Annotated in this window: 23 protein-coding genes and 2 tRNA genes; 3 read left to right on the top strand and 22 right to left on the bottom strand. The window is 58.8% G+C overall.

Annotated features, from left to right (window positions below):
- Positions 1–15: 15 nt before the first annotated feature.
- The 4 genes from PKE98_RS22710 to dapA form a co-directional block, all read right to left on the bottom strand.
- Positions 16–105: transfer RNA gene (locus PKE98_RS22710), tRNA-Ser, on the bottom strand.
- Positions 106–259: 154 nt separating this feature from the next.
- Positions 260–1,129 (bottom strand): phosphoribosylaminoimidazolesuccinocarboxamide synthase, encoded by an 870-nt coding sequence (locus PKE98_RS22705; RefSeq protein WP_271197685.1) that lies wholly within the window; start codon positions 1,127–1,129, stop codon positions 260–262.
- 115 nt (positions 1,130–1,244) lie between these two features.
- On the bottom strand, positions 1,245–2,363 hold the full coding sequence (gene bamC, locus PKE98_RS22700; RefSeq protein ID WP_271197684.1) for an NlpB/DapX family lipoprotein: 1,119 nt from the start codon (positions 2,361–2,363) through the stop codon (positions 1,245–1,247).
- 17 nt (positions 2,364–2,380) lie between these two features.
- Positions 2,381–3,259 carry a 4-hydroxy-tetrahydrodipicolinate synthase gene (dapA, locus tag PKE98_RS22695; protein WP_271197683.1) on the bottom strand — a complete coding sequence of 293 codons (879 nt, stop codon included), beginning with the start codon at positions 3,257–3,259 and terminating at the stop codon, positions 2,381–2,383.
- A gap of 167 nt (positions 3,260–3,426) precedes the next feature.
- Between dapA and PKE98_RS22690 the strand changes: the two genes are divergently transcribed.
- Positions 3,427–3,987 (top strand): glycine cleavage system transcriptional repressor, encoded by a 561-nt coding sequence (locus PKE98_RS22690; RefSeq protein ID WP_271197682.1) that lies wholly within the window; start codon positions 3,427–3,429, stop codon positions 3,985–3,987.
- Between the two features lie 10 nt (positions 3,988–3,997).
- Complete coding sequence (locus tag PKE98_RS22685; protein WP_271197681.1) at positions 3,998–4,471, top strand: peroxiredoxin; 474 nt, start codon at positions 3,998–4,000, stop codon at positions 4,469–4,471.
- Positions 4,472–4,526: 55 nt separating this feature from the next.
- On the opposite strand, the gene PKE98_RS22680 is transcribed toward PKE98_RS22685, so the two are convergent.
- The gene (locus tag PKE98_RS22680) at positions 4,527–5,597 is read right to left on the bottom strand and encodes an AI-2E family transporter (RefSeq protein ID WP_271197680.1); all 1,071 of its coding nucleotides are present in this window, start codon (positions 5,595–5,597) and stop codon (positions 4,527–4,529) included.
- A 13-nt stretch (positions 5,598–5,610) separates the two neighbouring features.
- Positions 5,611–5,850 (bottom strand): sulfurtransferase TusA family protein, encoded by a 240-nt coding sequence (locus PKE98_RS22675; protein WP_271197679.1) that lies wholly within the window; start codon positions 5,848–5,850, stop codon positions 5,611–5,613.
- Positions 5,851–5,946: 96 nt separating this feature from the next.
- On the opposite strand from PKE98_RS22675, the gene PKE98_RS22670 reads away from it, so the two are divergent.
- Positions 5,947–7,380: a M48 family metalloprotease gene (locus PKE98_RS22670; RefSeq protein WP_271197678.1), complete on the top strand. Its 1,434-nt coding sequence runs from the start codon at positions 5,947–5,949 to the stop codon at positions 7,378–7,380.
- A gap of 115 nt (positions 7,381–7,495) precedes the next feature.
- On the opposite strand, the gene nadA is transcribed toward PKE98_RS22670, so the two are convergent.
- The 16 genes from nadA to aspS form a co-directional block, all read right to left on the bottom strand.
- A complete protein-coding gene (nadA, locus tag PKE98_RS22665; RefSeq protein ID WP_271197677.1) occupies positions 7,496–8,554 on the bottom strand; it encodes a quinolinate synthase NadA in 1,059 nt (352 codons plus the stop codon).
- 160 nt (positions 8,555–8,714) lie between these two features.
- Positions 8,715–8,790: transfer RNA gene (locus PKE98_RS22660), tRNA-Lys, on the bottom strand.
- A 54-nt stretch (positions 8,791–8,844) separates the two neighbouring features.
- Positions 8,845–9,519, bottom strand: coding sequence for a 7-cyano-7-deazaguanine synthase QueC (gene queC / locus PKE98_RS22655; protein ID WP_271197676.1), 675 nt, complete (start codon positions 9,517–9,519; stop codon positions 8,845–8,847).
- Position 9,520: 1 nt separating this feature from the next.
- Complete coding sequence (gene queE / locus PKE98_RS22650; protein WP_271197714.1) at positions 9,521–10,168, bottom strand: 7-carboxy-7-deazaguanine synthase QueE; 648 nt, start codon at positions 10,166–10,168, stop codon at positions 9,521–9,523.
- A 118-nt stretch (positions 10,169–10,286) separates the two neighbouring features.
- Positions 10,287–11,105 carry a tol-pal system protein YbgF gene (gene ybgF, locus PKE98_RS22645; RefSeq protein WP_271197675.1) on the bottom strand — a complete coding sequence of 273 codons (819 nt, stop codon included), beginning with the start codon at positions 11,103–11,105 and terminating at the stop codon, positions 10,287–10,289.
- 6 nt (positions 11,106–11,111) lie between these two features.
- Entirely contained in the window at positions 11,112–11,609 is a 498-nt protein-coding gene (pal, locus tag PKE98_RS22640) for a peptidoglycan-associated lipoprotein Pal (RefSeq protein ID WP_110616223.1), read from the bottom strand.
- Between the two features lie 52 nt (positions 11,610–11,661).
- Positions 11,662–12,912: a Tol-Pal system beta propeller repeat protein TolB gene (tolB, locus tag PKE98_RS22635; RefSeq protein ID WP_271197673.1), complete on the bottom strand. Its 1,251-nt coding sequence runs from the start codon at positions 12,910–12,912 to the stop codon at positions 11,662–11,664.
- Positions 12,913–12,959: 47 nt separating this feature from the next.
- Entirely contained in the window at positions 12,960–13,970 is a 1,011-nt protein-coding gene (gene tolA, locus PKE98_RS22630) for a cell envelope integrity protein TolA (RefSeq protein ID WP_271197672.1), read from the bottom strand.
- On the bottom strand, positions 13,970–14,422 hold the full coding sequence (gene tolR, locus PKE98_RS22625; RefSeq protein WP_110616220.1) for a protein TolR: 453 nt from the start codon (positions 14,420–14,422) through the stop codon (positions 13,970–13,972). Before tolR ends, tolA begins: the two co-directional genes overlap by 1 nt.
- A gap of 40 nt (positions 14,423–14,462) precedes the next feature.
- On the bottom strand, positions 14,463–15,158 hold the full coding sequence (gene tolQ / locus PKE98_RS22620; protein ID WP_271197671.1) for a protein TolQ: 696 nt from the start codon (positions 15,156–15,158) through the stop codon (positions 14,463–14,465).
- Between the two features lie 2 nt (positions 15,159–15,160).
- Positions 15,161–15,610: a tol-pal system-associated acyl-CoA thioesterase gene (gene ybgC, locus PKE98_RS22615; protein WP_271197670.1), complete on the bottom strand. Its 450-nt coding sequence runs from the start codon at positions 15,608–15,610 to the stop codon at positions 15,161–15,163.
- A 77-nt stretch (positions 15,611–15,687) separates the two neighbouring features.
- The gene (ruvB, locus tag PKE98_RS22610; protein WP_271197669.1) at positions 15,688–16,737 is read right to left on the bottom strand and encodes a Holliday junction branch migration DNA helicase RuvB; all 1,050 of its coding nucleotides are present in this window, start codon (positions 16,735–16,737) and stop codon (positions 15,688–15,690) included.
- Complete coding sequence (gene ruvA, locus PKE98_RS22605) at positions 16,738–17,343, bottom strand: Holliday junction branch migration protein RuvA (protein WP_271197667.1); 606 nt, start codon at positions 17,341–17,343, stop codon at positions 16,738–16,740.
- A 31-nt stretch (positions 17,344–17,374) separates the two neighbouring features.
- Positions 17,375–17,899 (bottom strand): crossover junction endodeoxyribonuclease RuvC, encoded by a 525-nt coding sequence (ruvC, locus tag PKE98_RS22600; RefSeq protein ID WP_271197665.1) that lies wholly within the window; start codon positions 17,897–17,899, stop codon positions 17,375–17,377.
- A gap of 131 nt (positions 17,900–18,030) precedes the next feature.
- Positions 18,031–18,780, bottom strand: coding sequence for a YebC/PmpR family DNA-binding transcriptional regulator (locus PKE98_RS22595; protein ID WP_271197664.1), 750 nt, complete (start codon positions 18,778–18,780; stop codon positions 18,031–18,033).
- A gap of 105 nt (positions 18,781–18,885) precedes the next feature.
- Positions 18,886–20,661 (bottom strand): aspartate--tRNA ligase, encoded by a 1,776-nt coding sequence (aspS, locus tag PKE98_RS22590; RefSeq protein ID WP_271197663.1) that lies wholly within the window; start codon positions 20,659–20,661, stop codon positions 18,886–18,888.
- Positions 20,662–20,699 lie beyond the last annotated feature (38 nt).

Raw genomic sequence — 20,699 nt, 5'->3', positions numbered from 1 at the left:
TGGACCTTTTGAATATGGCGGGGAAATAGGGATTCGAACCCTAGGTGCTATCGCTAACACAACGGATTTCGAATCCGTCCCGTTCGGCCACTCCGGCATCTCCCCAGCGGCGCGCATGATAACAGCTCAATTGCCGTTGGTGAAACCCAAAATTGGAAATTTTTCGCCTGCATTCAGATGCTTGCGCCAATTACCTGCGCGCCTGGCCTGCAACGCAAAAGAGAGGCCCACGCCTCTCTTCGCATGTACACCGCTACCTTCAGGCCGTCAGCTTGGTCAGCGCCTCGCGGTACTTGTCGGCGGTTTTCTGTGCGACCTCTGCGGGCACGGCAGGCGCCGGGGGCTCTTTATTCCATCCGGTGGATTCCAGCCAGTCACGCACGAACTGTTTGTCAAAGCTTGGCGGGTTCTTGCCTTCCACGTAGCTTTCCACCGGCCAGAAACGGCTGGAGTCGGGTGTCAGCACTTCGTCCATCAGGGTCAGCGTGCCGTCTTCATCCAGACCGAACTCGAACTTGGTATCGGCAATGATGATGCCGCGCGTGGCCGCGTACTCGACCGCTGCGCTGTACAGGGCAATGGCGGTGTCGCGAACCTTGGCAGCCAGCTCTTTGCCGATCACGGCTTCGCATTGCTCGTAGGAGATGTTTTCGTCGTGATCGCCAACAGCCGCCTTGGTGGACGGGGTGAAGATCGGCTGAGCGAGCTTGGAGGCTTCTTGCAAGCCGGCCGGCAGTTGAATACCGCAGACCGTGCCGCTCTTCTGATATTCCTTCCAGCCCGAACCGACGATATAGCCCCGCACAATGGCTTCAACGGCGATAGGTTGCAGGCGCTTGGCAACCACCGCGCGGCCTTCCACCAGCGGCAACTCGGCAGCCGGCACCACATCCTCTACACGGTCGCCGGTGAAGTGGTTGGGCACCACGTCAGCCAGTTTGTCGAACCAGAAGTTGGAAATGGCAGTGAGAATCTTGCCCTTGTCCGGAATCGGCTCGGCGAGGATCACGTCGAAGGCAGAGAGACGGTCGGTGGCGACCATCAGCATGCGCTTGGCGTCGATTTCGTACAGATCACGAACCTTGCCGGAGTAGATTTTCTTCAAGCTCAAGGTGGAGGGAGTGGTCATGGAAGATTTCCGCCTTTATTAAACGAAACAGGCGAAACCACAGTGGTTTCGCCTATCGATTCTGCGAACTGAGTGAAACGCTGACTGGCCCCTTGCGAGACCAGTCACGCCATCATCAGCCCAGGTTTTCCTGGATCAAGGCCAATACGCGACGAGCCACTTCGGCCGGTGCAACGGTATTGAGGTCTTTTTCCACAGTAACTTGCACGCTGTCGGCAGCCTTGGTCAGGCGCACCTGATAGCGCTCGGCACGGGCGTCGATCTCTTCCTTGGTCGGCTCGCTGCTCCACAGACGACTGAAGAAACCACGCTCTTTGTCTTTGCTTTCGGCGCCCTCGGCCAGGTTGATGTAATACACACCCAGGCTGCGGTTCAGGTCGTCAACGCGAACGTTGGCGGTTTCCAGCGAGCGGCCAACACTGGACCAGGCTCGGTCGAAATCGGCGCCCAGGTTCAGAACCGGGTTGTTGTTGCCGTCTTCAGTCAGGCTTACGCGGCTCGGTGCATCGAAGTCGCGGGCGGCCAGCAGGGAAACCGAACCACCTTGCTCGGCGCTACGAGCCATACTGGCGAGCATTTCGTCCAGCAACGCAGCATCGAGGCTCGCGTTGGTCGATTTGCTAGGGAAGGCGACGTCGCTGGTGCTATCGGCCGGACGCTCGGCGCTGACCACATAGATTTCGCTGGTATTGCGCTGCACACCTGGCTCGATACGAACGCGAACGCGGGTTTCGCTTTTCGGATCGACGTCGGCGACACGGCCACTCAAACGACGGGCCATCGGGGCGGACAGCTCTTCGAAACGCTGCCAGTCAGTGCTGAATTCGCCGGTTTGCGGACGATCTTCGCTGATGCGGAAGCCGTTATCTTCGAAGAACTGGTGAGCAACGGGCCAGACTTCAGCCGGTGGGCGCTGCGCCACCAGCCAACGGCTGTCGCCGCTCTTTTGCAGACTGAACTCACTTGCGTCGGCAACTGCCGCCAACGGCTGTGGCCGCGGTACGTCATATTCGCCCTGCACGGTGGAATCGGCCACGTTGCGTGGCACCGGCAGCAGAGGGTCGAGCGGTTTTACATCGTAGCCCTGCGGCACTTGCATTGCCGGGGTCTGGTGTTGCGTCAGGTAATCACTGCCACGATCACGGAAATAACCATCATCACCCCACAACCACCCGCAACCGCTGGTGCTGGAAATGATTACGGCAAGGGCAGAAAGTCCGGCCAGTCGCTTCATGCGTAGTGCTTCCTCAATTAAACCAATACGCCGGACTGGCGCAGGGCCTGACGCAGCGGTTCATGACAACGCGGACTAAGCCAGGTCAGTGGCAGACGAATGCCTTCCACCATCAAGCCCATTTCCTGCAGGGCCCATTTCACCGGAATCGGGTTGGATTCGATAAACAGCGTTTTGTGCAGCGGCATCAGACGATCGTTGATCGCCCGCGCAGTCACCGCATCGCCGGCCATCGCCGCCGCGCACAGCTCGCTCATGGCGCGCGGTGCAACGTTGGCAGTCACGGAAATATTGCCCTTGCCGCCCATGAGCATCAGCTCGACGGCGGTAGCGTCGTCACCGGAGTACACCAGAAAGTCGCTGTCGACACGGTCCAGTATTTCCTGGCCGCGTTGCAGGTCACCGGTGGCTTCCTTGATGCCGACGATATTGGAGATCTTCGACAGACGCTCAACGGTTTCCGGCAGCATGTCGCACACGGTGCGACCCGGCACGTTGTAGAGAATCTGCGGAATGGCCACTGCCTCGGCAATGTGGCGGAAGTGCTGGTACAGGCCTTCCTGAGTCGGCTTGTTGTAGTACGGGGTTACCAGCAGGCATGCATCGGCGCCTGCGGTTTTGGCGTTGGTAGTGAGCTCGACCGCTTCACGGGTGGAGTTCGCACCGGTGCCGGCAATGACCGGAATGCGGCCAGCGACCTGGTCCACCACCCGGCGGATCACTTCGATGTGTTCATTAACATCCAACGTCGCCGACTCACCTGTGGTGCCGACCGCGACAATGGCGTTGGTGCCTTCTTGCAGGTGGAAATCCACCAGCTTGCTCAGCGCGTCCCAATCAAGACGACCCTGCGCATCCATAGGCGTGACCAGTGCCACCATACTGCCCGCAATCATGCAACCGCTCCTGCCGGAAAAAGAGAGCCGTAATGGTACTGGCGCCACCTGCCTTGCACAAGCGAAGTACCGCGCTATGAGCATTCCCCTGAGCGACAGTTTTCGCTAACCTTCCGGCTTTGATCGACAGTTCACCTGCCGACCGCTCATCGCTTTAGGAATGCTGCATGTCCACCCCCATCGTCCGCGAACAATTCCTTGTCATCAGCGCCCTTGGCACCAACCCGATGGAACTGACCAACATTCTCTGCCGCGCCAGCCATGAAAACCGGTGTGCGGTCGTGAGCACGCGCCTGAGCCGCCATGGCGAGTTCAGTGCGCTGGTGGTGCAGGTGTCGGGTAACTGGGACGCCCTGGCTCGCCTGGAAACCAGCCTGCCCTCGCTGTCGAAAAAACATGCTTTCACCGTTAGCGTGGTGCGCAGTGCCGCCGCTGAAATCCGCCCGCAGGCCTTGCCCTATGTCGCCTACGTAAGCTCGGTGTATCGCCCAGACATCCTCAACGAGCTGTGTCAGTTCTTTCTAGACCACAACGTGGAGCTGGAGAACCTCACCTGCGATACCTACCTGGCACCCCAAACCGGCGGTACCATGCTCAACGCCACCCTGACCGTCACCCTCCCCGCCGGCACGCAAATCAGCTGGCTGCGCGACCAATTTCTCGACTTCGCCGACGCGCTGAACCTGGACGCCCTGATCGAACCGTGGCGCCCGCAGACGCCGGCATAAGGAAAACTGCATGAGCCTTTCTCTCGACCAGGCCGTGGCCGACTTCAGCGTACCGGCCACCAGCGGCAAGCAGATCACCCTCTCGGCGCTCAAAGGCCAGCAGGTAGTGATTTATTTCTACCCCAAAGACAGCACGCCCGGCTGCACCACCGAAGGCCAAGGCTTTCGCGATCAGTACGCGGCCTTTAAAGCGGCCAATACCGAAGTGTTCGGCGTGTCGCGCGACAGCCTGAAGTCCCACGAGAACTTCAAGTGCAAACAGGAGTTCCCGTTTGAGCTGCTGTCGGATAAAGACGAAGCACTGTGCCAGTTGTTCGATGTGATCAAGCTGAAAAAGCTGTACGGCAAGGAATACATGGGTGTGGATCGCAGCACCTTTCTGATCGATGCCAACGGCGTGCTGCGTCAGGAATGGCGTGGTGTGAAAGTGCCAGGGCATGTGGATGCCGTGTTGGCAGCGGCGCAGGCGCTACACCAGGGTTAAGCGCACATAGACGCAAAAAGGCCGCTCGTAAGCGGCCTTTTTTATGGGTGTCGTCCTACATAAGAGGGGCGACTACCGGCTCTTGTCTGGGCCAGGCATCGAGCAGCGCCTTGCACAAGGTTGCCAGGGGAATGGCAAAGAAAATCCCCCAGAAGCCCCACATCCCGCCGAACAGCAATACCGCGCAGATGATCACTACCGGGTGCAGGTTCACCGCCTCGGCAAATAACAGCGGCACCAACACGTTGCCATCCAGCGCCTGGATGATGCCGTACACCGCCATCAGGTAAATAAACTGATCGCCCCAGCCCCACTGAAACAATGCAATCAGTGCTACCGGCACAGTGACCACCACGGCCCCCACATACGGCACCACCACCGAGAAGCCCACCAACAAAGCCAGCAACGCCGCGTAGTTCAGGCCCAGCGCGATAAACGCCACGTAGGTGGCGCCGCCGCAGATCGAAATCTCGATCACCTTGCCGCGAATGTAATTGGCAATCTGCTGGTTCATTTCCCGCGCCACCCGCGTGATCAGGGTGCGTTCGCGCGGCAAGTAGCCGCGGAACCAGCGTGCGATCAGTGCGCCGTCCTTGAGAAAGAAAAACACCAGAATCGGCACCAGCACCAGGTAAATCATGGCGTTGACCAATAGCGGTAGGCTGGATAGCGAAACCGTCAGCGCCATCTGCCCGAAGCTGCCGATTTCGCTGCGCACCACTTCGATCACATGCAGCACTTGCTCGTCCGACACCAACTGTGGATAACGCTCCGGAAGCAGCAACAGCAGCGATTGCCATTTGCCCAGCATACCTGGCAGCTCGTTGGCCAATGCGATGACCTGCTGCCAGAGCAATGGCACCAACACCAACAAACACACGCCAAGCAACCCCATAAAGCAGGCAAACACCAGCCACACGGCCGCCACCTGAGGTACGCGTAAGCGTCGCAGTGTGCGCACCAGCCCCTGCATCAGAAACGCAAGCACCAAGCCGGCCAGCACCGGTGCCAACATGCCGCCGAACGTCAGAATGGCGGCAAAAGCCAGTACCAGCAGCACTGCCAGCACCACCGCCTCTTCATCCGAGAAATAGCGCTGAACCCAATTGCGTAACACGTTGAACATCTGAGTTCCTTAACTAAGCCTTGCGCAACCAATAACGGTACACGCCATCTACCACCTCTTCGTGCAGCAAGGTATGGCCAGCCAGCGTGGCGAATGCACGGAAGTCGCGTTGCGAGCCAGCGTCGGTGGCAATAACTTTGAGCACTGCGCCACTGGCCAGACGATTGAGCTCAAGCTTGGCCTTGAGCAATGGCAGTGGGCAATTCAACCCGCTGGCATCCAGCTCGGCATCCACTATCACGGCATCACTCATAAATCGGCTCCAAAAATCGGTAGCGCAGGATACCGAGGTGGTCAGCCGACCGCCATGGCGGCTACAGTAGAGACTTTGCCGCCATGAGCTTCGTGCATGAATCTTCTGCGCCCTACCTTGCTGTCGCTTGCCATCTTGCTCGCCTCCCCCGCCATCGCCGATGACTTGCCTTCGCTGGGCGATTCAAGCTCCTCGATTGTGTCTCCCGAGCAAGAGTTTCAACTGGGACGAGCCTGGTTGAGCCTGGTGCGCAGTCAGGTGCCGCAGCTCAACGACCCGCAGATCAAAGAGTTCGTTGAAAGCAGCGTGTACCGGCTCGCCGAAACCAGCGACCTGCACGATCACCGGCTGGTGTTCATTCTGATCAAAGACCCGCAGATCAACGCCTTTGCCGCACCCGGCGGCGTAATCGGGGTAAACGGCGGCCTGTTTCTTTATGCGCAAACCGAGGCCGAATACGCCGCCGTACTGGCGCACGAATTGGGGCACTTGATTCAACGCCACTACGCGCGCGGCTTGCAGGCTCAGCAACAAATGCAGATTCCAGTCATGGCAGCGATGCTCGCCGGCATTATCGCCGCGGCCGCCGGTGCTGGTGATGTGGGCATGGCGACCATCATGGGTACCCAGGCAGCGGCCATTCAGAACCAGTTGCGCTTTTCCCGGCAGAACGAACAGGAAGCCGACCGCGTTGGCGTGGTCAACCTCGAGCGCGCTGGCTACGACCCGCGCGCCATGCCCAACATGTTTGAACGCATGGCTCGCCAATACCGCTACGACAAACGTCCGCCAGAATTCCTGCTGACTCACCCCGTTACCGAGTCGCGTATCGCTGACACCCGCAACCGTGCCGAGCAATATGGCCAGGGCGGCCGCGAAGACACGCTGCAATACCAACTGATGCGTGCCCGCGTGCAACTTACCTTTGAGGAGACGCCGGGAATCTCCGCCAAACGCTTCCGCGCCATGCTGCAGGACGACCCAGGCATGGACGCTGCTCGTTATGGCTTGGCGCTGGCGCAAGTAAAAAGCGGGCAACTCAACGAGGCGCGAGATAGCCTGGCGCCGCTGCTGAAGAAAGAGCCGAATAACGTCACCTATAACCTCGCGCAGGTGGAACTGGACATTACGTCCAACCGGCTGCCGGACGCCAAGCAACGGGTCGACAAAATGCTCGCCCAGTTCCCGGACAACTATCCGCTGCAACAAAGCCGAATTGATCTGCTGTTGAAACAGAATCAGGCGCCGCAGGCGCAGAAAGCGCTTGAGGAGTTGCTCAAAGCGCGCCCGAACGACCCGGACGTCTGGTATCAGGTGGCCGAAGTGCGGGGTCAGGCGGGCGACATCATCGGCCTACACCAGGCTCGCGCCGAATACTTTGCGCTCACGGCCGACTTCGAACAGGCGCTGGAGCAACTGGACTTCGCCAAACGGCGGGCCATCAACAACTTCCCACTGGCCTCACGTATCGACGCGCGGCAGAAAGAGATCATGGAACAGCAACGCATGATCAAGCAGTTGATGCGCTAACCGTTCGACAACTATAAAAAGCATCGAGGCTGAAGCCTCTCCTGCAGATCGCATAATACGATCCCTTGCGGGAGAGGCTTCAGCCTCGATTGCTTTCAAGCCAGCGAAAAAAGGGTCAGGCGTTACCAGCCACCTTCAACCGCGCCGCCTGCGTGAAGTCCAGCATGCGTTTCAGGGGCTTGAGTGCCCGCGGAATCAGAGCCGGATCCACGAATATTTCGTTGCTGCCTTCACGCAGGCATTGCAGCGTACGCTCCAAGGTATTCATCGCCATCCACGGGCAATGCGCGCAGCTGCGACAAGCCGCGCCATTACCGGCGGTGGGCGCCTCGATAAAGATCTTGTCCGGACACAGCTGCTGCATCTTGTAGAAGATGCCGCGGTCGGTAGCGACGATAAACGTCGAGTTCGGCAGCGTTTGCGCGGCCTTGATCAACTGGCTGGTGGAGCCGACGGCATCTGCCAGCTCGATCACCGACTCCGGCGACTCCGGGTGCACCAGGATGGCGGCCTCCGGGTACAGCGCCTTCATATCTTCCAGCTGCTTGGACTTGAACTCTTCGTGCACAATGCAGGCACCGTCCCACAGCAGCATGTCCGCGCCGGTCTGCTTCTGGATATAGCGGCCCAGGTGTTTGTCTGGCGCCCAGATAATGGTCTCGCCGTTATCCATCAGGCTTTCGACGATTTCCAAAGCACAACTGGAGGTCACCACCCAGTCGGCGCGGGCTTTTACCGCCGCCGAGGTGTTGGCATACACCACAACGGTGCGCTCGGGGTGCTGGTCGCAAAACGCGGAGAATTCATCGACCGGGCAGCCGAGATCCAGCGAGCAGGTCGCCTCCAGGGTCGGCATCAGCACGCGTTTTTCCGGGTTGAGGATTTTTGCCGTCTCGCCCATGAACTTGACGCCGGCCACCAGCACGGTTTTCGCCGAGTGCTGATTGCCGAAGCGGGCCATTTCCAAGGAGTCAGACACGCAGCCGCCGGTTTCTTCGGCCAATGCCTGAATTACCGGGTCGCAATAATAGTGAGCCACCAGCACCGCATCTTGCGCCTTGAGCTCGGCAGCAATTTCTGCGCGCAAGAGAGCTTCTTCTTCAGACGAAAGGGGTTTGGGTTGCTTGGCGTCGAGGTGCGCTTGGACCAGCAGGCGCTCGGAAATCTGGGTCATGTCATCAGGCTCTGAATATGCTTTCAGTGCCGCGCAGTATACCCGTCCGAAGTCGGCGCACGCGTGCTACCGAGATAAAACTAAAGGATCAGAAACGAAAAAACCCGGAACACTCACTGCTGAGCATTCCGGGTTTTCGATCCTTCTTACGAAGGAAATATGGTGGGTCGTGTGGGACTCGAACCTACGACCAATTGGTTAAAAGCCAACTGCTCTACCAACTGAGCTAACGACCCGCGGTGTGCATAATACTGATTTAATTCATAAAATCAACAGGATGCGGTAAAGATTTAGAAATAACGCGTAGGGTCTTTCACACCCGCCTCGGCAAACCCCGCGGCGCGCAGTCGGCAGCTGTCGCACTTACCACAAGCACGGCCATCCTCGTCAGCCTGATAGCACGACACGGTCAGGCCGTAATCCACGCCGTGGGCCATGCCCGCTTCGACGATCTGCGCCTTGCTGAGAAATTGCAGCGGCGCCTGAATGCGAAAGCCCTGCCCTTCTACGCCGGCCTTGGTGGCCAGATTGGCCATACGCTCGAAGGCTTCGACAAACTCGGGCCGGCAGTCCGGATAGCCGGAGTAGTCCACTGCGTTCACGCCAATAAAAATATCCCGCGCTCCCAGCACTTCGGCCCAGCCCAGCGCGAGCGACAAAAATACTGTGTTGCGTGCCGGCACATAGGTGACCGGAATGCCTTCGCCTGGCGTTTCCGGCACGGCGATGCTGCTGTCGGTCAGCGCCGAGCCGCCCATGCCATTGAGGTTAAGGCCGATGACTTTGTGTTCGACCACGCCCAACTGCTGCGCCACGCGCTCAGCAGCTTGCAGTTCGGAACGGTGGCGTTGGCCGTAGTCGAAGCTCATGGTGTAGCAGGCATATCCGTCGGCCTTGGCCATGGCAACTACGGTGGCGGAGTCGAGGCCGCCGGAGAGTAGAATTACGGCTTTCTTTTCTGTCATGTCAGTGTCCCGGCTGGTCGTTCCAAAGAATTTTGTGCAACTGCAGCTGCAAACGCACAGGCAGGTTGTCGGCGACGATCCAGTCGGCCAGCGCACGGGCATCCACCTGCTGATGACTCGGCGAAAACAGCACTTCACCCGCACGATTCTGCAGGCCGTACTGAATCAGCTTCGACACCGACCAGTCGTAGTCTTCACGAGAACAGATCACGAACTTGACCTGATCGTTGGGCGTGAGGAATTCGATGTTCTCGTAGCGATTGCGCGCCATCTCAGCTGAGCCGGGCGTCTTCAGGTCAACCACTTTGCTGACGCGCGGGTCCACCGCCGACACATCGAGCGCGCCACTGGTTTCCAGTGACACCTCATAGCCGGCGTCGCACAGGCGTTCAAGCAAGGGAATGCAGTTGGGCTGAGCCAGTGGCTCGCCACCGGTGACGCAGACATAACGCGGCTTATACGCGGCGATCTGCTCGACTATGGCGTCCAGGGACATGATTTCGCCGCCGCTGAATGCGTAGGCGGTGTCACAGTACTGGCAGCGTAGTGGGCAGCCAGTCAGGCGCACGAACACTGTCGGTAAACCGGCAGTGCGCGTCTCGCCCTGCAACGAGTAAAAAATCTCGGTAATGCGCAGGTTTTTTTGCATATCGGCCACGGGCGTGACGGCGAAACAGGCCATCCGCCTCCGTTGCGGGAATTGGGGCGGCGATTCTAACGAAAAAACCCGCGACAGGCGCGGGTTTTATTGAACGACGGGTCAGGCTTTACAGGCGTTGCAAATCACGCTGAGCCAGTTGCGCTGCCGAGCTGCCAGGGTATTGAGCAATGACCTGCTGCAGAATGCCTTTGGCTTTGTCGGTGTGACCGAGGCGCTGCTCGACATCAGCCAGCTTGTAGAGCGAATCCGGCACCTTGTTATGGGTCGGATACAGCTGGCTGACCTTGGCAAATGCTTGCCCGGCGCCCTGAAGGTCGCCCTTGGTCAAGTTCACTTCACCCAGCCAATACTGCGCGTTGCCGGCGTATTGGCTCTGTGGGTATTTGCGCAGAAAGGCACTGAAGGCCTGGCTGGCTTTGTCGAAATCCTTGGCTTTGATCAGGTCGAAGGCCGCATCGTAATAGAGCTTTTCCTTCGCCGGATCGCCCGGCTCGGTGCTCGCCGCAGGCTGTTGCGCTGCTGGCTGAACAGGAGCAGCACCGGCATTGATAGCACCGGCATTGCTGGAATCTGGAGTAGCGGCAGGTGCACCAGAGGCGCCGCCGGCTATACGTCTGTCGAGGTCTTGGTAACGTTCCAAGCCTTCTTGTTTCAGACGCTGAATTTCGTTTTGTTGCTCCTCGACCATGCCACGCAAACGCGCGACCTCGTCTTGCATCTGTTGCAGCTGCATGAACAGCTCGCCCTGTGCCGAGGCAGGGGCCGTAACCCCTCCCCCTGCATAGGCGCCGGTCGTGCCATAACCCGCTGGTGGGTAACTACCACCGCCATCACTGGCGTTGCTGTCTTCCACCGGAACCGCAGCCCAAGCCGCAAGCGGCAGGCTGAGAGTCAATATAGTCAGAGCACGACGGCACGTTCGCATGTCGAATTACTTACGCAGTTCAACGCGACGGTTTTGAGCCCAGGATTGCTCGTCGTTGCCGGTAGCAACAGGACGCTCTTCACCGTAGGAAACCAGTTCCAGCTGAGCTGGGGAAACGCCTTGCAGAACCAGGTAGCGCTGAACGGCTTTCGCACGACGCTCGCCCAGAGCCATGTTGTACTCACGGGTGCCGCGTTCGTCGGTGTTGCCTTCCAGAACAACGCGAGCGCCGTTAGCTTTCAGGTCCTTGGCGTGAACGTCCAGAGCGCGCATGGCTTCTGGCTTCAGGTCCGAGCTGTCGTATTCGAAGTAGAAGGTGGTGATAGCGCGCAGAGCAGCTTCTTCGCTCAGGCTACCGTCTACAGCGCCGTTGTTGGCGTTGTAACCAGCGTTTGGATCAACAGCGCCTTCGCCAGCGTTGTCGCCGCCTTTGGAGGAGCAACCTACTGCTACGGCCATGGACAGAGCCAGAGCTGCGAACTTACCGAATTTCAACATTTCCATAGTAAAACTCCTAATGAACCCCAGTGTGTTAAGTAAAAGGTGTAGCGCCGCGTCAGTTCAGGAAGGGCGACCAGGATGGCTCTCGGATTTCGCCTTGCGCGGTTGGAATCGGGAGTTTTACTCGTCCATTGATGGAGGCAAGTATCAAGACTCCACGGCCCTGCTGGCGGGTGGCGTAGATTACCATGGTGCCGTTGGGCGCGACAGTAGGCGACTCATCCAGATTGGTATCGGAAAGAATCTTTAACCGGGACGACTGCAAGTCCAGCGCCGCAACTTTGAAATTGGTGAAACCGTCCTGACGGTGAATCATCACCAACGTCTTCTCGTCAGCAGACAGTTTGGGGTTGGCATTGTAGTTACCTACAAAGGTCACCCGGTCAACTGCACCGCCAGCAATATTGGTTTTATAGACCTGCGGTTTCCCGGCGCGGTCGGATGTGAAGTAAATGGTCTGACCATCCTTGCCCCAGAAGGGTTCGGTATCAATTGCATAGTGATTGGTCACACGGGTCATCTGGCGCGAGCCCAGATCCATCACATAAATTTCCGGGTTGCCATCGCGCGACAACACGAACGCCAGTTTGCTGCCATCAGGCGAGAACGCCGGGGCACCATTGAGGCCTTCGAAGTTGGTGATCTGCTCGCGGCGACCGGTGTCAATGTGCTGGATGAAGATACGCGGACGCTTCTGCTCGAACGACACATAGGCGATGCGCTTGCCATCGCTGGCAAAACGCGGCGACAGAATCGGCTCGCGCGACTGCAGCAGGGTGACTGCGCGAGCGCCGTCATAGTCCGAACGCTGCAGGGTGTAGCGGGTATTGGTACCGGAGAAGCGCTCGGCCGTCACGTACAGCATCTGGGTGGAGAACGCGCCCTTGATACCGGTGAGTTTCTCGAATGCCTGATCCGAGATGTAGTGCGACATGTCGCGCAGTTGGTCAGTGGTACCGCCTACGCTGCCCGCGAATACCTGCTGCTCGGTGGCCACGTTGAACAGCGCGAACTGGATCTGCAGACGGCCGCCGTTGGGCACGATATTGCCCACCAGCACGTACTGAGCCCCAAGCGCTTTCCAGTCGCGGTAGATCACTTCGCTGGCCTGGGACGGCAGGCTGATCATGTTCTGGCGAGGAATTGGCTCGAAGATGCCGGAGTTGCGCAGGTCCTTACCGACGACATCGGAGATGTCCTCAGGCAAAACGGTGCCGCCCTGCCAGCCAAATGGAACCACTGCAATCGGGATGGCACGGTCTTGGCCGGTGCCCACCAGAATGTTTTTTTCCTCTGCTGCCGCCATTCCCGCAGCGCAACAAAGGACTACTAGCAATCCGCGAAGAATGTTGATCACAAATCTAGATCCTCAGGTTTGAAGGTCATCTTGAACGAACGATAGGGATTGAAGTCGCTAGGACTCAGACCCTGCATTTCTACTAAACGCCCAATGTTTTTCACTGCCGCTACAGCAGAGTTATCAAATGGTGCGCTACCGCTAGACTTCGCAATCGTGGCACTGGTGATGGTGCCGTCGGGCAGCATGGTGATTTGTAGCACCACGGCCATGCCGTTCCGAGCGCCTGGGGGGCGACTCCACACTTCAGAAGCACGCATCCGAATCAGGTCGTCAAAGTTACCGGAGACGGTGTCGCCCACTTCATCAGCGGTTGTCGCCTGGCGCTCTGTGGTGTCCGACAGCAACTCGGCCAGGGCCTGAGCTTTCTTGTCTTCTGCCGCCTTGCGCGCAGCCTCGGCAGCCTTTTTCTTGGCGGCTGCGGCGTCTGCCAGCTTCTTCTCGGTGGCCTTTTTAGCCGCGTCTGCCGCTTTCTTCTTAGCGTCTTCAGCCGCTTTCTTGGCAGCTTCGGCGTCGGCCTTTTTCTTTGCCTCTTCCTCAGCTTTTTTCTTTTCTTCTTCGGTTTTCTTCTTGGCGATGTCGGCGAGTTTCTTTTCCTCGACCTTTTTCGCTTCTTCAGCTTTCTTCGCTTCAGCTGCCTTGGCCGCCTCCGCTTCGGCTTGCTCAGCCGCTTCGGCTTTTTGAGCTTCGTCCGCTTTCTTTTGTTCCGCTGCCTTTACGGCCTGCTTTTCTTGCTCAACCCGCTTGGCTTCCAACTGCTCAACTTCGTACTGCTTGGCTTTGGTCTGCTTCGCTTCGCCAGCAATTTTCTGGTTAGTTTGCACAGTCGCCGGGCTCTTGGACTTGAGCTCGTAGAGCGTAGCCTGAACAATCGGTTTGGCGGGTGGTAGCTCCGGCGTAAAAGCAAAGCTGACAAACAGCATGCCGAACAATAGAACGTGCAGCCCTATCGCCCAGATGCTTGGCCAGAAAAAGCCTTCCGATGAGGAGCGCTCGCGTTCCTGCATTAGGGCGCCTCGGTAATCAGGCCGACGTTACCCACACCGGCCTGCTGCAGCCCGCCCATGGCGGCCATTACAGCGCCGTAGTCGACCACTTTGTCGGCACGGATAAACACTTGGGTCTGCTTACCCTGCGCGCGGCTCTGATTCATGATCGCCGTCACGGCGGTGGTCATTTCCGGCAGGGTCAGGGCTTTGGCCTGCACCTTGTCGGTGTCCACTTCGCTACCCAGATTCCAGTAGTAGGTCTTGTCGGCCTTGATCGAGATGGTCAGCACCTGGGTGTTGTTGTCTTGCGGCAAGGCATCGCTAGACACCTTGGGCAAGTCGACCTTCACCCCCTGGTTGAGCATCGGGGCAGTCACCATGAAAATCACCAGCAGCACCAGCATCACGTCGATGTAGGGCACCACGTTCATTTCGGCAACTGGTTTACGTCTCTTACGAATACGTGCCATGAGTTAAACCTTTCCTAAAGCCTTCAGTAAAACCCGCGGCTTACTCGTCGCTGGTGTGCACTTTACGGTGCAGGATGGCTTGGAATTCATCGGCGAAGGTGTAGTAACGGCCGATCAGGGTTTCGCCACGAGCGGCAAAGCGGTTGTAGGCGATTACGGCCGGGATCGCAGCAAACAGGCCGATGGCGGTGGCGATCAGGGCCTCGGCAATACCCGGAGCAACGGTGGCCAGCGTGGCTTGTTGCGCCGAGGCCAGGCCGCGGAAGGAGTTCATGATGCCCCACACGGTACCGAACAGACCGATATACGGACTGGTGGAACCTACAGTGGCAAGGAACGGCAGGCTCTGCTCGAGCTTTTCTTCTTCACGGGAAATGGCTACACGCATGGCGCGGTTAACGCCGTCCATGACCGCGTCTGGATCAACACCCGGTTGCTGGCGCAGGCGCGAGAACTCTTTGAAACCGCCACGGAATATCTGCTCAACGCCCGAATCCGGGTCGGGGTTGGCGCCGGCCTGGCGGTACAGCTTGGACAGGTCGATGCCCGACCAGAAACGCTCCTCGAAGGTTTCGAGCGAGCGGCGCGCGGCACGAATCATGGTGCTGCGCTGGAAAATCATGATCCATGAGGTTACCGATGCGCCTACAAGGACCAGCATGACCAGCTGTACCACGATGCTGGCGTTGCTGATCAGGCTCCACATAGAGGTATGGTCGACGACGGTGGCTTCCACGCTTAATCTCCTGCTTTAGATGTACCCGCGTCGCTCAAGCCGGCAAAGGCTAAACGCAACGCTTCGGGAATGGCCCGGGGTTTCAAACTGTCGGCGCGCACACAGGCCACCAGGAACTGCCCTTCACAGAGCAGCGTTTTATCCGTAGCCCGCCTGACCTGTTGACGAAAGCGCAGGCTGGCACGGTTTAATTCGGTTACTTCGGCGCTGACCAGCAGTTCATCGTCCAGACGCGCCGGCGCGTGGTAACGCGCTTCGCTGGAATGCACGACAAACAGCATCTCCCCAGCCAGCTGTGACTGAGCAAAGCCCAGATCACGTAGCCGCTCGGTACGAGCCCGCTCCATGAATTTAAGGTAATTGACGTAATAAACGATGCCGCCGGCATCGGTGTCTTCGTAATAAACGCGACAGCGATGCGTGAACGGCTCCAGCCCATTTTGCGCGCGCATACTCTAGTGCTTACTCCCCAGGTTGCCAATCGGGCAAACCAACTGTTTTTTAACCATTTGCAATGCTATCGCCATGCTTACTCATCCACCGCAAACATATCGGTCTGCGGCAGGTCGCCCATACGCTTGGGCACATTCAAGCCAAAGTGCAGATAGGCATGCCGGGTCACCACGCGACCGCGCGGCGTGCGCATGATGTAGCCCTGCTGAATCAGGTAAGGCTCCAGCACATCTTCAATGGTATGACGCTCTTCGCTGATGGCCGCGGCCAGGCTATCGACGCCCACCGGGCCACCATCGAACTTCTCGATCATGGTTAACAGCAAGCGACGGTCCTGATGGTCAAACCCGTGTTCGTCGACATCCAGCAGGTTAAGCGCAAGGTCAGCGATAGCTCGGGTGATGTGCCCCTGCGCCCGCACTTCGGCAAAGTCGCGCACCCGACGGAGCAAGCGGTTGGCGATGCGCGGCGTGCCACGGGCACGACGTGCGATTTCGAAAGCACCTTCGGGGTCCAGCGGCAAACCGAGAATACCGGCCGAACGCTGCACGATGGTGGCCAGGTCGGTCGTGCTGTAGAACTCCAGACGCTGCACGATGCCGAAACGATCACGCAGCGGATTGGTCAGCATGCCGGCACGCGTGGTGGCGCCGACCAGGGTAAAAGGGGGCAGGTCGAGCTTGATGGAACGAGCCGCCGGACCCTCGCCAATCATGATGTCAAGCTGGAAATCCTCCATCGCCGGGTACAGCACTTCTTCGACGATGGGCGACAGACGATGAATCTCGTCGATAAACAGCACATCACCGGGCTCAAGGTTGGTCAGCATCGCAGCCAAGTCACCTGGGCGCTCTAATACCGGCCCTGAAGTGCTCTTGATCGAAACACCCATCTCCTGGGCGATGATATTGGCCAAGGTGGTTTTACCCAGACCCGGCGGACCGAAAATCAAGGTGTGGTCGAGCGATTCCTGGCGGCCGCGAGCGGCCTGGATAAACAGCTCCATCTGCTCACGCACTTTCGGCTGACCAATGTATTCGGCCAGACGCAGCGGCCGGATGGCGCGATCCAGTTGTTCATCGCGGTCACGGCCGGAAGCGGTGATCAGGCGATCGGCGTCTATCACTTAAACCATTCCTTTCAATGAACGACGGATCAATTCTTCGCTACTCAAGCCTTCTTCCTGCACGGCAGATACCGCGCGGCTCGCCTCTTGCGGCTTGAACCCCAACGAAATCAAGGCGCTCACGGCATCATTCTCCGCACTTGAGACTGTGCCACCGGCACGAGGTTCAGTAACGAAGGTGGCGATGCCGGGAACGGTTTCCCACGCCTTGAAGCGATCTTTCAGCTCGACCAGCAGGCGTTCGGCGGTTTTCTTGCCAACCCCCGGAACGCGGGTAAGCGCCGAGGCATCCTGCGCCTGAACGGCACGCACCAGTTCATCCACTTCCAGACCGGACATCAGTGCCAGCGCCAGCTTCGGGCCTACGCCATTAAGGCGAATCAATTCGCGAAACAGCTCACGCTCGCGTTTTTCGGCAAAACCGAACAGCAAGTGAGCGTCTTCGCGGACCACCAGGTGGGTATGCAGGGTTACCGGCTCGCCCACCGAGGGCAAACGATAGAGCGTGGTCATCGGCACTTCCAGCTCGTAGCCCAAACCATTCACATCAACGATAAGGTGCGGCGGCTGCTTTTCCAGCAAGGTCCCGCGCAAGCGTCCAATCACGACATCAGTTCCTTAATAAAGAAGCACGGCCTCACAGACGCAGGCGCCCACCGCGGCTGCGAGCGCCCACCAGACCGTGAGGAATAAGGCTTGCGCGAGTGTGGGCATGGCACAAGGCAATTGCCAGCGCATCGGAGGCATCGATCTGCGGTTTTTGTGTCAGCTTGAGCAAATGCATCACCATCAGTTGCACTTGCTGCTTGTCGGCGCCGCCCGTGCCGGCGATGGCCTGTTTGACCTGGGTGGCCGTGTATTCGGCAATCTCCAGCCCGTGCTCGGCGGCCGCGACAATGGCCGCGCCACGGGCCTGACCGAGCTTGAGCGCCGAGTCGGCGTTCTTGGCCATAAACACCTTTTCGATGCCCATGGTCACCGGCCCGTAGGTTTCGATCACCTCACGCACACCGCGAAACACAATCTGCAAGCGCTCATGCAGCTCCCCGGAACCGGTGCGAATGCAACCCGAGGCGACGTATTCACAGCCACGGCCAATGTCACGCACCACGCCGTAACCAGTGATACGCGAACCGGGGTCAATGCCGAGAATAAGGGTCATAACACCTGCAATTTAACGGCGAAATAAAGACGCCAGCTTATACATGTAGGAGCGAGCTTGCTCGCGAAGGATGGCTGCGGGGCCCGTTCGGATATCGGGGTTTGCAGGGTTCGCGAGCAAGCTCGCTCCTACTAGCCAACCTGCTCCATGATTTCTTCCGGAATCTCGCCGTTGAAATACACGTTCTGCACGTCGTCCAGGTCTTCAAGCATGTCGATCAGCTTGAGCACCTTCTGCGCCACCTCCAACTCAGTGAGCTCTACGGTGATCGACGGGATCATGCTGATCTCCGCTTCCTCACCTTTAAAACCAGCCTTGGTCAGCGCCTCGTTCACCGAAATGAAGTCGACAAAGCTGGTGAACACGTCGATGGAGCCGTCTTCGTGGGTCACCACGTCGTCGGCACCGGCTTCCAGCGCTGCTTCCATCAAGGCGTCTTCGTTTACGCCGGGCGCAAAGCTGATCTGCCCCTTGCGGTCGAACATATAGGCCACGGAGCCATCGGTGCCGAGGTTACCGCCACACTTGGTAAACGCATGGCGTACAGCGGCCGCCGTGCGATTGCGATTGTCGGTCATGGCTTCGACAATCACCGCCACGCCATTCGGCGCGTACCCCTCATAGCTCAGCTCTTCTACCTTGGTGCCATCGTCGGCACCCACACCGCGAGCAATGGCGCGATCAATGGTGTCGCGCGTCATGTTGGCGCCGAGGGCCTTGTCCACCGCCAGACGCAGGCGCGGGTTATCGGCTGCAATACCGCCACCCTGGCTGGCCGCAACCGTCAGCTCGCGGATCAGCTTGGTGAAGATCTTGCCCTTTTTGGCGTCCTGACGCCCTTTACGATGCTTGATGTTGGCCCATTTGGAATGACCCGCCATAACGCGCTCCGTCCTACCCAATAACAAATTCTTGAATTGAAAACGCCCCTGTCCCGAATGAGAGAGGGGCGCTGCAAGAAAGCCCGGCCCGAAGGCCAAGACTTCTTAGTCGGCTTTAACCTGCTCGCGCAAACGAATGTGCAGATCACGCAGCTGACGCGGGTCGACTTCGCCCGGCGCCTGGGTCATTACATCGGCGGCGCTCTGGGTTTTCGGGAAGGCGATCACTTCACGGATCGACTGCGCCCCGGTCATCAACATCACCAGACGGTCAAGACCGAAGGCCAGACCACCGTGGGGCGGCGCACCGAATTTCAGGGCATCGAGCAGGAAGCCGAACTTCTCTTCCTGCTCGGCTTCGCTAATGCCTAGCACGCGGAATACGGTCTGCTGCATGGCCTTGTCGTGAATACGGATGGAACCGCCGCCCAACTCGGTGCCGTTGAGCACCATGTCGTAAGCGCGCGACAGCGCGGCGGCCGGGTTGGCCTCCAGCTCGGCCGGGGTGCACTTGGGCGAGGTGAACGGGTGGTGCAGCGAGTTCAGGCTGCCGTCTTCGGCCTCTTCGAACATCGGGAAGTCGACGACCCACATCGGCGCCCACTCACAGGTAAGCAGGTTGAGGTCGTGTCCAACCTTGATACGCAACGCGCCCAAGGCGTCGCACACGATCTTGGTCTTGTCGGCACCGAAGAACACGATGTCGCCGTCCACAGCACCTACACGATCAAGAATGACGTTGAGGTTGGCTTCCGGAATGTTCTTCACGATGGGCGACTGCAGGCCTTCAACGCCTTTGGCGCGCTCATTGACCTTGATGTACGCCAGGCCCTTGGCCCCGTAGTTGCCGACAAACTTGGTGTAATCGTCGATCTGCTTGCGCGGCATGGCGCCACCGCCAGGTACACGCAGGGCGGCGATACGGCACTTCGGATCATTGGCCGGGCCGCTGAATACTTTGAAGTCCACGTCTTTGAGCTGGTCGGCAACGTCTACCAGTTCCAGCGGAATACGCAGGTCCGGCTTGTCGGAACCGTAGCGGCTCATGGCCTCGGAGAACGGCATATGCGGGAATTCGCCGAATTCCAGGTCCAGCACTTCCTTGAACAGTTTGCGGATCATCTTCTCGGTGATACCGATGATGTCGTCTTCGTCGAGGAAGCTGGTTTCGATGTCGATCTGGGTGAATTCCGGCTGGCGGTCGGCACGCAGGTCTTCGTCGCGGAAGCACTTGGCAATCTGGTAGTAACGGTCGAAGCCGGCCACCATCAGCAGTTGTTTGAACAGCTGGGGCGATTGCGGCAAGGCGAAGAAGCTACCGGGGTGGGTACGGCTGGGGACCAGATAGTCACGGGCGCCTTCAGGCGTGGCGCGGGTGAGAATCGGCGTTTCCACGTCGATAAAGCCGTTTTCGTCGAGGTAGCGACGAATGCTGCTGGTCACGCGCGAACGCAGCTTCAGCTTTTCAGCCATTTCCGGACGGCGCAGGTCGATAAAACGATAGCGCAGACGAGTTTCTTCACCGACGTCGGTGTATTCGTTCAGCGAGAACGGCGGGGTTTCCGCTTCGTTCAGCACTTCAAGCTCATAGCCCAGCACTTCGATAGCGCCGGAGGCCATGTTGGCGTTGTTGGCGCCGGCCGGGCGCAGACGCACCTTGCCGGTGATCTTCACCACATATTCGCTGCGCACGCGGTCAGCCTTGGCGAAGGTTTGCGCGCGGTCCGGGTCGAACACCACCTGGGCCAGACCTTCACGGTCGCGGATATCGAGGAAAATCACTCCGCCGTGGTCTCGGCGGCGATGTACCCAACCGCAAAGGGTGACTTCCTGACCTTCCAGGCTCTCGTTCAACTGGCCGCAATAATGGCTGCGCATCATGATGGTGGTTCGCTTCTCGTAATTCGACTATTCGGGTG

The sequence above is a fragment of the Pseudomonas turukhanskensis genome (assembly GCF_027922365.1).
Classification (GTDB): domain Bacteria; phylum Pseudomonadota; class Gammaproteobacteria; order Pseudomonadales; family Pseudomonadaceae; genus Aquipseudomonas; species Aquipseudomonas turukhanskensis.
This window is presented reverse-complemented; position numbering and strand designations above follow the sequence as displayed.

What these genes read in the sequence shown, in the direction of transcription:
- ruvC (WP_271197665.1), bottom strand. Translation starts at nt 17,899, where the DNA reads ATGACCCTTATTCTCGGCATTGACCCCGGTTCGCGTATCACTGGTTAC.
- PKE98_RS22685 (WP_271197681.1), top strand. Translation starts at nt 3,998, where the DNA reads ATGAGCCTTTCTCTCGACCAGGCCGTGGCCGACTTCAGCGTACCGGCC.
- tolA (WP_271197672.1), bottom strand. Translation starts at nt 13,970, where the DNA reads ATGCAGGAACGCGAGCGCTCCTCATCGGAAGGCTTTTTCTGGCCAAGC.
- PKE98_RS22670 (WP_271197678.1), top strand. Translation starts at nt 5,947, where the DNA reads ATGAATCTTCTGCGCCCTACCTTGCTGTCGCTTGCCATCTTGCTCGCC.
- tolB (WP_271197673.1), bottom strand. Translation starts at nt 12,912, where the DNA reads ATGGCGGCAGCAGAGGAAAAAAACATTCTGGTGGGCACCGGCCAAGAC.
- tolR (WP_110616220.1), bottom strand. Translation starts at nt 14,422, where the DNA reads ATGGCACGTATTCGTAAGAGACGTAAACCAGTTGCCGAAATGAACGTG.
- queE (WP_271197714.1), bottom strand. Translation starts at nt 10,168, where the DNA reads ATGCAAAAAAACCTGCGCATTACCGAGATTTTTTACTCGTTGCAGGGC.
- pal (WP_110616223.1), bottom strand. Translation starts at nt 11,609, where the DNA reads ATGGAAATGTTGAAATTCGGTAAGTTCGCAGCTCTGGCTCTGTCCATG.
- PKE98_RS22680 (WP_271197680.1), bottom strand. Translation starts at nt 5,597, where the DNA reads ATGTTCAACGTGTTACGCAATTGGGTTCAGCGCTATTTCTCGGATGAA.
- aspS (WP_271197663.1), bottom strand. Translation starts at nt 20,661, where the DNA reads ATGATGCGCAGCCATTATTGCGGCCAGTTGAACGAGAGCCTGGAAGGT.
- ybgF (WP_271197675.1), bottom strand. Translation starts at nt 11,105, where the DNA reads ATGCGAACGTGCCGTCGTGCTCTGACTATATTGACTCTCAGCCTGCCG.
- ybgC (WP_271197670.1), bottom strand. Translation starts at nt 15,610, where the DNA reads ATGCGCGCGCAAAATGGGCTGGAGCCGTTCACGCATCGCTGTCGCGTT.
- PKE98_RS22675 (WP_271197679.1), bottom strand. Translation starts at nt 5,850, where the DNA reads ATGAGTGATGCCGTGATAGTGGATGCCGAGCTGGATGCCAGCGGGTTG.
- PKE98_RS22595 (WP_271197664.1), bottom strand. Translation starts at nt 18,780, where the DNA reads ATGGCGGGTCATTCCAAATGGGCCAACATCAAGCATCGTAAAGGGCGT.
- nadA (WP_271197677.1), bottom strand. Translation starts at nt 8,554, where the DNA reads ATGACCCAGATTTCCGAGCGCCTGCTGGTCCAAGCGCACCTCGACGCC.
- PKE98_RS22690 (WP_271197682.1), top strand. Translation starts at nt 3,427, where the DNA reads ATGTCCACCCCCATCGTCCGCGAACAATTCCTTGTCATCAGCGCCCTT.
- queC (WP_271197676.1), bottom strand. Translation starts at nt 9,519, where the DNA reads ATGACAGAAAAGAAAGCCGTAATTCTACTCTCCGGCGGCCTCGACTCC.
- bamC (WP_271197684.1), bottom strand. Translation starts at nt 2,363, where the DNA reads ATGAAGCGACTGGCCGGACTTTCTGCCCTTGCCGTAATCATTTCCAGC.
- dapA (WP_271197683.1), bottom strand. Translation starts at nt 3,259, where the DNA reads ATGATTGCGGGCAGTATGGTGGCACTGGTCACGCCTATGGATGCGCAG.
- PKE98_RS22705 (WP_271197685.1), bottom strand. Translation starts at nt 1,129, where the DNA reads ATGACCACTCCCTCCACCTTGAGCTTGAAGAAAATCTACTCCGGCAAG.